Raw genomic sequence first — 14,544 nt, 5'->3', positions numbered from 1 at the left:
ATATTGTGTCATTTTTAAATTATTGTTTCTTTTTTTTGTTTTTAAACAATATAATAGCAGTTATTATACCTATAACAACTATTAAACCACCTAATATTTTAAATTGTTGGTTACTTGCACTTTTTGTAGGGTTAGTAGTTGTTTTTGGTTCGTTGTTTTCTGTTTTTTCTTCAATTGTTTTAGCGTTATTTGCTTTTTCGCTATTTTGAATATTACTTTTTGTTATTTTATTTAAATAATCAACGGTTTCTTCTACTTTTTTATTTTTTGAAATTTCATTATTATTAGTTTCAACATTTGTAGAAATTTGAGAATTTTTATATTCTGGATTGTAGGTTCTACCTTTTTTGATATCTGAAAATGAATCAGCAATTTCAACTATATCATCTTTGTTTGTTTTAATTACTATTTTGTTGCTTTCACTAGGTTTTAGTGAAACTTTTTCACCATTTAAATAAATTGATTTAAAAGCTATATTTTTATATTCAAGTTTTAAATCTCCGCCAACATTAGATTTAATTTTTGTATATTTTAAATTTTTATTTTTTCAATCTAGATCAACTGTGAAGTTACCTCTTGCAAGTAATCCACTCACATTACCATCGTTATAAGCGTCTGGTAGAGCCGGTAGTAATTTGATATATTCTTTATTAGATTGTAAAAGCATTTGTGCAATACCGCTAACTATTCCGAAGTTTGCTTCAATTTGAAAAGCATTTGCACCTTCCCTAATATTATCTCATAAATTATTCATTATATTATTTTGGGTAAACATATCTTCAAGAACAGAGTGCGCATTATTACCTTCATATAAGTTAGCTCATAAATTAATTTTATTAGCTTTACCTCAACCTGCTCCAAAATTACCACGTAATTCTAAAGTTTTTTTGGCAGCTTGAATATCTTCTTCTTTTTCAAAAATATTTCCAGGGAATAGTCCTATTAATTGACTTGTGTGGCGGTGTCTATTATCGTTTGAAATAATTCTACCATCTTTGTATCTGTTGTATTTACCTTCTTCGTATCATTCTTTAATTTGTCCATCATCACCAATATTTAAAGGTTTTAATTTTGGTTGTTTATCCTTGATGGATTTGACTAATTCTGTATCAAATTGACCTAAATTATTTTTTGATAAATAATTTGTTGCATTAATGTAATCAATAAATAATTGAGCAACTAATGATTGATCGTATGTGTTCCCTAAAGAGACGGTACCGTGTTCTGGAGAAAATGATGGAGCTGAAACTCATCTATCTGTTTTTTGATCGTAATATAAATATTGATCTCAAAATTTGACAGTTTCTTCCAAGAGAGGAAATATGCGTTCAACAAATAATTTTTCATCTAAAGTATATTCAAAATGGTTGTATATTTCATGAACTATTCAAGCATTAGATGCAGGAGATCAACCTCAGTTAAATTCTCAACCAGGGGCACTAAAACCAAAAGGTGTAGCTTGAGTATGTGCCAATCAACCGTTTGCAGGGTTGTTATTATCAGAAACAATATTTGAATATTCTCTAGCGGCTAATCTTCCTCCTAGACGTAAATCATCAATATAGTCTAATAAAGGAATTATTGTTTCTGACAAATTAGTCATTAATGATGCTCAATAGTTCATCTGTAAATTAACATTTAAGTGGTAATCACTATTTCAAGCAGGTGCATCATCCATGTTTCAAATACCTTGAAGGTTTGTTGGTAAACTTTTATAATCTTTGTGTGGTCTGCTTGCAGAAATTGCTAAATATCTACCGAATTGAAATAATAGTTGTTCAAGATAATTTTTTGAATTTCTATCTAAAGTATTATTACGGTATTTATCGATAAGATCTTTTAAGTTTTTATATTTTGGTTTTTTAGCTATATTTAAATTAACGCGATCAAAGAGTGATTTATAATCTTGAATATGGTCAGATTTTATTTGTTCGTATGTTTTATTTAAATTGTCTAAATTATTTTTTATATAGTTTAAAGGATTAAAGTTTTCTTTTCTATATGTTGGGAATTTTAATTCATAATCACTTTTTGATTGAATAACGAAATAAACTTTTGATGCATTTGAAATTCTTAGTTTATTTCCTTCTTTTGTAATTGAGTTATTTTCACCTTCTATTTCTTTAATTCTTAAAACACTTGCGAATTTTAAACCATTATCTTTAACTATACCATCTAAACTAATCTCTCTCTTTTCTAAATCAACATTTTTGGTATATTGTTTTAATTGTTCGTTATTATTTGTCCCAGATAAGTCTAAATCGAAGTTAAGTCTATTTTTTCCTTTTGCGCTCATCGAAATTACAATAACATCATCGGGATAACTAGCAAAATACTCCCTAGTATATTCTGTTTCGTCAGCTTTATAAGATACTGTAGTAAGTGATTTAGAAATATTTAATGATTTTGAGTAGTCCGTAACATCGCTTTGGTTAAAAGTATTTCTCTCTGTGATATCTACGTTAGCCATAGAAATATATTTTCCATATAAACGATTACGTGGACCAATAAATTTGGAGTTAGCAATTTGTTTTGCTTCATCAATTTTGTCTTCTGATAGCAATTTTCTTATTTGATCTAAATATTCAAAATGATGTTTATTATTTTCTGTAGTAATCGGTGTATTACCACCGTTATTTTCTTCGTTTGCCTTTGGACCACCGGTTCAAATTGTTTTTTCATTTAATTGTATTCTTTCATTACGTACGCCACCAAAAATGGTTGCTCCTTGATCGCCGTTCCCAATTCCTAATCCATTATTCATTCAATTATCACGACTAAAATTAGATATTATTTCATTATATTTTAATTCTAATTCTTCGTTGGTTATTATTTGATCATTCGAATTATTATTTATTTGAGTTGAGATTGATAAAAAACCAGGGATTGATACCATAGAAGTTAATAACGGTACTAATATTTTTTTTAATTTCATTATGCTCCTTATATTTTATTTTTAATAATATAATATTAACATTTTAGTTATTTTGTAATTTATTATGGTTTTTTTATTCATAAAACTCAATGAATTTTAACGTTAAAAAACAACACAATAAAAAGTGTTGTTTTTTAATTATTTAGATTTTTTTCTTCTTTTTAGGAATATTAATAATGATCCTAAAAATAACATAATAGTTGCTATTGTAACGCCTGTTACAATCATTCCTATTGTATTTTTAGATTTTTTATTTGAATTTGAATTTATTTCGTTGTTATTTGGATTTTGTTTATTTGAATCTGTTGTTGCATCTGAATTAGTTGAGTTGTTTGCTTCACTACTTGAGTTTTCTTCAGTTGTTGCATCTGAATTAGTTGAGTTGTTTGCTTCACCACTTGAGTTTTCTTCAGTTGTTGTATTTGGTTCTTCTGGTTTATTATTATTTTCGTCGGGTTGAACTTTGGTTACTGTGCTATTATCCAAAATAAAGTTCTTAGATACTTTAATTTCAGGATTTGATTTTTTGTTAATAATAACTTTACCGATAACTATTTTATTTTCTTTGTCTACTTTTGACAATTCAATTTGGTAGTCATATTCTTCGTTAGAAGGTATTTGTAAATATTTTGCGTCAAAATTATTTCAATCAACAGTATTTTTTAATGAAACTTCCGGTTGTTCTAATGCATCTTTTTCTACTTTATTAATAGTGAAATCTTTATCATGTCTAAGATCTTTGATTAAACCTTTGAATGAATTTTCATTAGAACCTAAGTATTCCATAGGAATAAATAAACTTGAAGCCCCATTAAATGTATGTTGTCTACCGTTTTTGAATACATAATTTGTACCAACCGGTACTCCACCTACTTCAACGCCATCAACAAATAATTTTACAATTCCTACCATTCTATTATTTGGAACTGTTACTAAACTAATTTCGTGTCACTCACCAATTGGCAATTCATAATCAAATGAGTAATCATTTAATTCCTGACTAAATCCAAATTTATTTGTATCTTTTTGCTTGGTTTTAATTGCTAATTGACCATATGCAGTTGGAGCGTAGAATAATATTTCTTCAGGTTGATCCACTTCTTCACGTTTAATTTTGAAGGTTATTTTTGTATTAAATGGTAATTTACCATATCCTAATTTAACTTGTGAATTACCACCTTTAAGTTCAATAGCGGTTGTGATATCTTCCCCAACTAAATCTTCTTTTAATGATGTGTTTTCTCCTAATTCCATTTTTACTGCATCACCAGATTTAGATAATAATTTTTCATTATCATTTTTACCTGATAAATCAAAATTAAATAATTGTTTATCATAATCTTTTAATGTAAATTCATGACCTGGATTAATTCCGGGAGCTAAATTTAATTTATTTACTACGTTATTTGTATAATCGTTAAAGTTTTGATCTAAACCGTCCCCAATTCCTCAAACTCTTGTTGCAAAATACGGAATCATTTCTTTTATTCTCAAGAATTCATCATATTCAGTAAGACCTGTATGGTGAGTATCAATAATTGAGTCACCTCAAACAGCAAACGAACCACCTAGCATTTATTTTGACCCTGCAGGTATTCTATTTCCTCCAATTACATTAGCTTCATATCCGTTATAAATTGAACCAACATTAAATCTATCTTGGTATGCACCTTGGCGACCATTTCCATTAGGAACTATATAAGTTGGTTGGTCTAATGTGTGAATTAATGAATATCCTTCTTTATACATTTGAATAGGATCTGCTCATTGTAAACTTCAAATATTCATAATTACATTTTCTTTTAAATCTTCATCGATTTTTTCGGTATTTGATTTAAATCATTTAAAACTTCCTCAAATACGAACTTGAACTTCTTTTTCTTTAAAGTACCAGAACATATCGTTTACAAATCTATAGTAAGCGTCATGATCAGAGAAGAATTCATCAGCACCAATATGGACATTAGTTCCAGTTGTTTTATCAAAAATTCCACCTTCATTAACATATTCATCTAGGATTTCTTTAATTAATTTTACTGCCTCTGGTTTTCTAATGTCAATATGGTCAGCAAGGGATCTTTTTCCACCACCAAATTGTGAATATCCTTGAACTGCTAATTCTGGATGTAATTTAGTAAATGCTATTGCATGAGCTGGAAAGTCTAATTCTGGAACAATTTCAACACCTAATAATCTACTTTGATCAATAAAGTTTTTAAATTCAGCTTTTGTATAATGATAGTCTTGGTTATGTAATGTAACACCTTCATCATTTTTATGGCTTGATTCAAGTCTTCAACCAGAATATGCTTTAAGAGCGTTGTTTGAACCTTTTGCTTGATCATAATAATCTTCTAAGAAAATTAAGTTATCTGTTAAATGAACTTGGAAATCATTCATTTTATATCATGACATTTGTTTAACAATATCTTTTAAAAGACCCATAGAAACTGCTTTTCTACCTACGTCAAATGACATACCTCTTTTCTTGAATTTTGGATAATCTTTCATTTCTCCTTTAACAAGTTTTTGCTCAGGGTCTAATTTTATCATTTGTAATAATGTACGTGTTGCTCAATATGCACCAACAGCATCTGTAGCTTTAATTGTAACTTTATCATTTATATTCATTGAATATGTTTCGTTATCGAAACCACCAATTTTACTTTCTGATAAGTCGAATAAAATATTTCCTTCGGTAACATTTGAATCTGTTTTTAATATTTGCAAGTCTTTTCCGAATAATTCTTTGTAATCCTCTTTTAATTCCTTAAAGACCGCATCAATTTTATCATTTATTTCACCTTTGAAGTATACTTTTAAATCCTCGTTTAAAGCGAGTTTCTCGTTACTGTCTGAGTATCATTCTGAGATCTCAACAGCAACTTTCGGTTTTTGGTTTTTATCTTCAGTTTGTGTATGTTTACCTGGAACTACAAAATTATATGTTTTTGTAAATTCTCTACCACCGTCTTTATAGTTTAAATCAAGAACGACTCTTTTATCAGTTAATGGTTGATAAACATTGTATTGTTCATCAATAACTTGTTCGTAGTCGGCAAATAATTTTAATTTTGAATTGTCTAAACCTTCCGGTAATACTAATTTAGTTTTTTCAGCATTTAATGTAGGTTGTCAATTTTCCAATGTTGATTGTACTCTATAGAATCCAGAATTAAAATCAATTTGTTTTTTATAAGCTTCAAATTCAATTACAGCAGCACTTCTTCAACCGTCATTATCAGATTTTCCGTTTGCTTGATAATTTTTAATTTTAAGTCTTAATGTTCTTGCATTAATTACTGGTTTTGTAAAGTTAGCAGTAATTTCTTTTTTACGATCATTTAACTTGTTGTTTACATTGTATGAATAAACTTTATTTGATTCATTTTCAATATTTGCATCCATTGCTTTTGAAGATGCATAAATTTCGAATTCAGAAATATTGTCGCGTTCAAATAAAACGTTGAATGATGATAGTGTTTTACCTCCGTATAAATTAATAGTTAATGTTCTTGTTGGTGGAGTAAAATTATTATCACCATTATTAACTCTTGGTGTACCTCATCTAGATGGTTTATCTCTATTTCCATCGACTGCTTTATTAGCTGTTAATGTATTATTTTCTAATGCGCTAGCAACAACAGCTTGATTTTTCAATCTATTTTCTTGAACTTCACTTGTAGCTGTTGTATCGTTAGGGTTTGTATCACTTATAAGATCTGCGGGATATTGTCTTTCTGAATCTAAATCTATGAATTTTTTGTACGCTTCAAAACTAAAAACAGATATATTTCTTCAATTTGTTTTATTCACAACCCCTTGTGCATCATAATTAGTAAATTTAATTCTAATATTTTTTGCGTTTTTAACTGTTTTAGTAAAGTTTTGTATAATTTCTTTTTTTCTGTTGTCTCCTTCAGCGTTATATTCATATACTTTATTATCGTTATTTTCTATATTATTTGTATCTGACGCTGAAGTAGCAAATATTTGAAATTGCCGAACATTAGCACGTTCTAAAAGCAATCTAAATGAAGATATACTTTTAGGTTCTGTTAATGAAATATCTATATATCTCGCAACACCGTTGTCCGATCTGTTTGTGGCTCATCTTGTTTGATCGTTTGAATCAACTACTTTATCAGGTGTATGACCTGCTCCTTCATTATCTGGTGAAGTAGCAGTTGCATTATTTTTGATTAAATTAGGTTGTTGTTGATTTGTTGGTCCGAAATCATCGATAGGTCTTTTGTATAATTCAAAATTTTGTATTGAAACATTTTGTCATCCTGCCCCGGAATGTATTGTTCTACCATCTGGATCGTATTTTAAAACTTTAATTCTAATATTTTTTGCGTTTTTAACTGTTTTAGTAAAGTTTGTTTTAAAAACATTTTGTCTATTATTTGCGTCTACATTATAATGATAAATTAAGTTATTATCGTTTTCTATATTATTTGTATTTTCTTCGTTAGTAGCAAAAATTTTAAATTCTCTAACATTATCTCTTTCAAACAATAAATTAAATGATGAAATTGTACTTGCATTTTTCAATTTAACATCTAAATGTTGTGGGTTAGAACCTGGATTTGATGCTCATCTTGTTGTTGCTTTAGCTGCATCTATGGCATTTTGAGCAGGGTTATTGTTTTCCTGTGAAGAAGCTATTGCGGTTGAGCCATCAACGATTAGGTTTTCTTGTTCTTCGTCAGTTGGACTTAAATCTTCTACGGTTGTAGAATTATTTTCTGCGTATAATTTATCAACTTTAACAATTGTCTTTTTACTTTCATTTTTATTTTGGTTTGAGTTCGCTAAAATTAATGATGCAGAGCTAACTACTCCTGCGCTCATTATTCCTAGAGAAATAATTTTTTTAATATTATTTTTAACATTTTTATTAACCTCTAATTAACCTTTATATATTATTTTTATATGGTTTAACCATATCAACATTATTTTAAAGGAAACAAAGTCATTAATATAGCAATTGTATTTAATATTTTTAAACTTCTTTTTAATAAAAATATGATATAATATGTGAATTATATAAAATGTGGTTTTTTAACCAATTTTGTAGTCTATTATATAAAATAATAGTATAATAAAAAATATAACAATAATGTAACTAGTTTACATTTTTATTTTTAAAATTAATAATAGGGAGGTATTTAAAAATGGATAATAATTTAGATGATAAGAATCAAAAAAAAGTTGATCTTGATATAGACCAAAGTGAAAAAGAATGTATTTTAGACGAAAATATAATTGAACAATATTCTAATGATTCGCAATCATTAATAAATAAGATAACAGGTAATAATTTTGATCAAGATATTGCTGATGTTTTATTCACTGGAGAACAAATCAGAAATAGATTGGTTAAGAAAAATACTATTTATAATAGAACCAAAATGTCTAATTTTGGTCTTAAATTAAATAGATTATATTCTATAATGCCTATGTGAAAATTAATCTTAATCACCGTAATTACAGCTATTTTTTTCGGTGTGATAAGTGTTTTCTTGGTTAAAAATGTAGGTATATATAATTTTGGTCTTGCTGCAGTTGGTCAATCATTAGCAAGATTGATAGTTGTGTTTTTTAAACCAGATTCAGGAATTAGTGTAATAACAAGAAATTTAATCGAACAATTTGTATTTTGAATTGCTTATATTATTTTAAGTATTCCTATATTTATTTTTGGATACAAAAAAATAGGAAAAGTATTTGGACATTTAACAGTTATTTTCTTAGTTGTTTCATCAATAATATCATTCTCGATAGGTATTATTCCCGGCTCTAATTTTTCTTTAATAGGTGATTTTTCTAACCCAAGAATTAAAGAAGTTTTTAAAAGCATAGACGGAGGTTATAAAGAGTCTTTAAGTTCTATTATTCCTCTTTTATGAAACGATGGTGGTAATATAATTGCTTTATTTATTTCAGCGTCGGTATATGGTTTCTTACTTGCTTGAGTTTTTGCTATTATTCAAATAATTGGTGGAACAGCTGGAGTGACAGGGATTATAGGTGAATGATATGCTAATGAAAAACAAAAATCATTCGGTTCAATTTCAGGATATATGAATATAATTATTGTAATAATTGGTGTTTTATTAGGTTCGTGATTACCTGGTTCTATTTTATTAGACCAAGCTAATGCAAATTCAACTAACCCAGAATTGATTAAGGATATTACTTCTAAGGCTTGAAAATTTGAGTTATACTTATCTCCTAATTTTGTTGCTACAATATTAACTAATGTAGTATACATTGCAGTTTTAAATAAACTATATCCAAAATTTAAGTTAGTTAAAGTCGAAATTTATTCAATGAAAAAACATAATCAAATTGCAAATGTTATTTCATCAGATAAGAAAATTGTTTCTGGATTTACTAAATTTAAAGCTAAAGGTGGATATAGTTCAAGTGGATATTATGTTATTACATCTATTACATTATTTAGACAAGTAAATAGAATAATAAATGATGTTCGTAAGGTTGATGAAGATGCCTTCATTTCTATAACAGATGTTAGAAGTATTGATGGTTACATATATTTACCAAAAAATAAATTCTAGAAATATAAAATATTAAAAAATAAAATGCACAACTTAATATTGTGCATTTTTATATTTCTTTTTAAGAAATTTTACATATTTTATTATTTTTTATTCATTTAAACTATAAACGTTTGCATCTTCATTAAATTTTATGAGATTTTCGTTAATCATTTTTTCTAAAACATAATTGAAAATTCTGGAAGTTTGAAGATTGGTAGATTTATAACCGATATATTCTAATAGTTTTTTATGTAAAGATCCGCGATCTATAAAATGTATTTGTTTTAATATTTTTAATATTATATCTTTGTATTCATATACACTTATTTCGTTTGATTTTCTCTTGTTTTCTTCGTTATATCCATAGAATATTATTTCTTTTGGATCAACTTCATTGAGAATAATGAAATTATTATCTTCGGTATCATCGTACCCTTTTTCTATTCTGATAAAACCTTCGTTTCTAAACCTTTTTATAACTGCATCATATACTTGTCTTATTCTTTTGGTAAAAGTAGATGTGTTGAATGAATATTTAAATATGTTTTGCAATTGTTTTTCGTGCATTATCTTATATTGTTTTAGTAGTGTTTTATATAATAATTCTTTATCACCTTCAAAAAGTTCGTAAAGCATATTATTTATTGTATTGAAGTCTAAGTTTGGCCAAATATTAAATTCTATTTCTTCAGGTTCTCTTTCTTCAACGACAAAATATTGATTTATAGTATCATAGTTTTTATCTATATTTTGATTAATGTTATTTATTTTTGAATTTTCTTCGACAACTATTTCTTCATTCATTTCATCATAATCTTCACTTATGATGTTTAGTTTATCTACAACAACTTCGTCTATTTTTTCGTTTTTGGCTTGATTTGATTTTATTGCCAACTCAATAGCATCTAGAAGTTTTTGAAGTTGTTGACTTTTGTTTCTGAATCAATCGATACTTCAAACGCGATATACACTTCATCCTCTATTTTTTAAAATTTCTTGTCTTAGTTTATCTCTATCGCGTGTTGTTTTTGCTCAATTATATGATGCCGCGTCAATTTCAATACCTAATAAGTAATTATTTTCATTATTCGGATCTAATACGGCTAGATCCACTTTGAAATCAGAATTACCAATATGTCTTTTTATTTTAAAGCCTTGTTTAGTTAATTCGTTATATAGTTCATCTTCAAATCCGGATTTATTAATATCATTTTCTAAATGAATTATCTCGTTATTAATTCCAAATTCTGCAATTTTTAAATAATCTTTAAAGAATTTTATTCCACGCGAACTAGCTCTTTCTAAATCTATATCAGTTCAAGATAATGATGAAACAAGAACTACACCTTTTTTAGCTCTTGTAAAGGCAACATTTAAACGTTTATAACCGTTATTATGATTAATCGGACCAAAACGCATTGAAACATTTCCTTTAATATCTTTACCGTATACACTACTAATAATTATAATATCACGTTCATCACCTTGCACTGTTTCTATGTTTTTTATAAATAAAGGTTCTTTTGATTTTCTGTCAAAAAATTCTTCGTATTCTGGGTGTTTATCTCTAAATTTTTCAACTAATGTTTCTATATACATTTGCTGTTTGATATTGAATGTTACTATGCCTATAGATATATTTTTTTCTTTTTTCTTCATTATTTGTTCAAGAATATTAATAACTTCTTCAGCTTCAGTTTTGTTAATACCGTTATCAAAAATACCGTTTACTTTTTGGAACTGAATAGCCTCAAAACGTCCAGGCATTCTGCTTGCAGGGAAGGTTACTAAATTATCATATATTTCGTAATTTGAAGGGTAAATTAGTTGATCAAATTCTGAACGATAATGTCATCTTAATTTAATAGTTGGGAGCGCTATATTTGATAGTTCTAAAATCGAATCAAAACCTTTAATTGAAATATCGTTTTCATCTTCATATTCATCTTGAATCTCTTCGTTATCATTTAGTGAATCGAAGAAACTTGTTGGTGGTAGTTGTTCGTTATCTCCGACGATTATAAGTTGTTTAGAACGATAAATTGCACCTATAGCATTTTCTGGTCTAACTTGTGAAGCTTCGTCAAAAATAACTACATCAAAGTTTATATCAGTCCCACTTAAATACTTACTTACTGATAATGGAGACATCATTAAACATGGTTTTAGTTGTAATAATAAATTTGGTATTTTTTGAAATAGTTTTCTAAAAGGCATAATTCTACGAGATTTATTAGCCTCAGCTTTTAAAATTTTTATCTCTGGATTTGAAGCACCAATACCTTCCATAGAAGGGATTTGATTCAATAATTTTGCATCTATTTTTATTTTTGCTATTTTTTTAATTTCTTCATCTATTAATGAAAATTCGTTTTTATTTATTTCTAAAGTAGTATTTGTAAATTTATAAGAATCATTAATTTGATTTAAATGATAATCTATTAGCAGTTTATATAGCCTTTTTAAAAACATTTCTTTGTAATTTTCTGAATTTTTTAATTCAAAAATTCTATCAATGAAGTCATATAAATAATTATTTTTTAATTCAATAATATTATTATTTAATTCTGTAATAGAACGTATATATGATTGATCTGAAATTAGTTTATTTAATTTCAATTCTAAATCCATTTTATTTAAATTTTTAAGGTTTAAAATATCTGATTTAAATAAACTTTGTAATGAATTAATATTTTGTATTCATTGATCATTATCAATTATTCATGCATTTAAATTTCTAATATAACCAGAATCATTATTCACTAACATTATAAAGTTTTGAATATTAATTCTGAAATTACTAATTTTTTCTTGTTCTTTAATAAAAGAAATTAATATCAGCATATCTAAGGTTTGTTTTATATTATCGGTTTTATAATCACTGATTTTATAATTTAGCTTATCTATATATTCTTCAATTAATTTTTTTCTATCTTTATACTCAATAATATAGTCAATATTACCTTCAAATAATTCTAAATTAGCTTTTGACTCTTTTGAAAAACTATTTATATCTTTAATTGTAGATCTTCATTTAGAATTTAAAAATTTAAAAAATTTATTTTTGTTTTCTAAATAAATATTTCTAATTTTATTAAAATCAAATAAATCAATTTTTTCTAAATTGTATAAATTATATAATTTGTTTTTTAAAATATCAATTTTTGAAGATTCTTCATACATTTTTTGATATAAATCAATTTCAAAATCTAATTCTTTATTAAAAGCATTTATATCTATTTTTGACTGATATTTATTCTTAAAATCAATTATTCTTTTAAAAATGTTTGTAATTATTTCAATATTAAAACCAAATTTTTCTTTATTAAAAGTAAAGTCTTTGTGTTCTTGAATTAATAAATTATCTATATTTGAAATTTTTGAATTAATGTTATATATTAGTGATAATATTTCTTCTTTTTCCAGCTCACTATATGAATTTCATTTAAGCCCTCATCATGAATTAATAGAAGGGTTTTTATCAAAAAAATTCATTCTTTCTTCAAATTCAATTAGTAAATTTGAGATTTTTTCTACTTGCTCTAGTTTTAAATTATTAAAATTATCGATTTTAAAATATACATCATCATATTTTTCTAAATTATAATAATTAGAAATCATATGATATAAATTCATTTTAATAGGTTCTCTTTGTAAAAGGAGTTCTTTACCGTAATTATTTAAAAAATTAGATGAATTACTATATTTAGTAATAATATTTTCAATTTGAGAATTAATTATATTAATGTTTTTATTGCCTTTTTCAAGTGATTTGTATAGTTCGTTTAAGATTACTTTTTTATCTAAATCTTCATTATGGATCGGGATCGAATATGATTCTAACCCTATTTTCTTTAAGTTGTTATAAACAACGTCTAAAGCAGCTTTTTTCTCAGAAACAAAAAGTATCTTTTTCTCTCTTGCAAGTAATTCACTAATTATATTAGTTATTGTATGTGATTTTCCTGTTCCTGGTGGACCTTGTAAAATAAAACTTTGACCTTGAATAGCCTTTTGTATAGCAATTTCTTGGGATGAATCGGCATCTAGAACATGATACAGCTCATTGCTTTTAAATTTTTCTTCTATATTAGTTTCGTCTATTTTTTCGAATTCTTTATTTTCATCATCTCCGGAAATAGATTTTATAAAATTATTCAACACTATTTTATCTTCGTTTTCTTCTAAATCCTTATGCATGTTTATTTTACTAAAGTTAAAAACGGATAAATATAATTCATCAATAATTTCTCATCTAGGATCGTTGAATTTAGAAGAAATTAATTCTTTGAATTTTAGATATTTTGAGTAATTATCTAATTCATTATCTAAAACAGAAACATCTATTTTTATCTTGTATGTAGTTTCTAATTTTTGTAAAAGTGTTTCGTTAGGTTGTAATATTGATTCATCATCAAAATTAAGCTGATAAATTCTTTGTTTATTTTTGTTTTCTTCTTTTAAATTTGCTGAAATTAACATTAAGGGAGCAAAATGTTCTTGATCATCTTCTGGATTTTCAAATCATTTTAAATAACCAACCGAAACAAATAATGTGTTGATAGCAAACTCTTCTTGAAACGAAATGTAGTTTTTATAAAGTTTTTTTAATCTATCACTTTGTTCTTTTCCGTTTACACTAGAATAAATAGATTTTTTATTATTTACATTAATATTATGTTTTAATAATGTGTCTAAATCTACTTTTGCATCCGTAGAACTTAAATTCATTTTTTTAGTATCTAAGTTTTCGATATCCACGTTTTTATAGTTTGTAGTTTCATTTAAAAATATATTTAAGTTCGGAGCTATAAATGGTATTCCGATTTTATTTTTTTCCGAAAAAATATTGAAATTTAATGCTTTATTTCTTAAAGTTAGATCTAATAAAGATTTTTTTCAAATTTTCAAATTTTCTAGTATTTTATTATTCATTTTTTCCTTCCTTATTCGAATGATAATGTTACAATAATTAAAATATATTTTAATTATATTACTTTATTTTTATCTAAAAAATTAAAACGAATAATTAGATGATAA

Annotated in this window: 5 protein-coding genes; 1 reads left to right on the top strand and 4 read right to left on the bottom strand. The window is 25.9% G+C overall.

From position 1 onward, the window contains the following. Positions 1 to 19: 19 nt before the first annotated feature. The 3 genes from N9R85_RS00260 to N9R85_RS00250 form a co-directional block, all read right to left on the bottom strand. A complete protein-coding gene (locus N9R85_RS00260) occupies positions 20 to 2,935 on the bottom strand; it encodes a glycoside hydrolase family 95 protein (RefSeq protein ID WP_262858084.1) in 2,916 nt (971 codons plus the stop codon). 138 nt (positions 2,936 to 3,073) lie between these two features. After that, positions 3,074 to 4,510 (bottom strand): hypothetical protein, encoded by a 1,437-nt coding sequence (locus N9R85_RS00255; RefSeq protein WP_262858083.1) that lies wholly within the window; start codon positions 4,508 to 4,510, stop codon positions 3,074 to 3,076. Next, positions 4,511 to 7,792 carry a discoidin domain-containing protein gene (locus N9R85_RS00250; RefSeq protein ID WP_262858082.1) on the bottom strand — a complete coding sequence of 1,094 codons (3,282 nt, stop codon included), beginning with the start codon at positions 7,790 to 7,792 and terminating at the stop codon, positions 4,511 to 4,513. 323 nt (positions 7,793 to 8,115) lie between these two features. Here N9R85_RS00250 and N9R85_RS00245 point away from each other — a divergent pair, with 323 nt between their 5' ends. Next, positions 8,116 to 9,522 carry a DUF2179 domain-containing protein gene (locus N9R85_RS00245; protein ID WP_262858081.1) on the top strand — a complete coding sequence of 469 codons (1,407 nt, stop codon included), beginning with the start codon at positions 8,116 to 8,118 and terminating at the stop codon, positions 9,520 to 9,522. 90 nt (positions 9,523 to 9,612) lie between these two features. On the opposite strand, the gene N9R85_RS00240 is transcribed toward N9R85_RS00245, so the two are convergent. Continuing rightward, positions 9,613 to 14,439 carry a DUF4011 domain-containing protein gene (locus N9R85_RS00240; protein WP_262858080.1) on the bottom strand — a complete coding sequence of 1,609 codons (4,827 nt, stop codon included), beginning with the start codon at positions 14,437 to 14,439 and terminating at the stop codon, positions 9,613 to 9,615. Between the last annotated feature and the right edge of the window lie 105 nt (positions 14,440 to 14,544).

Origin of the sequence: Mycoplasma sp. CSL7503-lung, from assembly GCF_025515455.1 — a bacterium.
In the GTDB taxonomy this organism is placed as follows: domain Bacteria; phylum Bacillota_I; class Bacilli_A; order Mycoplasmatales; family Metamycoplasmataceae; genus Mycoplasmopsis.
Note: the sequence above shows the minus strand (reverse complement) of the source record. Positions and strands in the feature narration are given on the sequence as shown.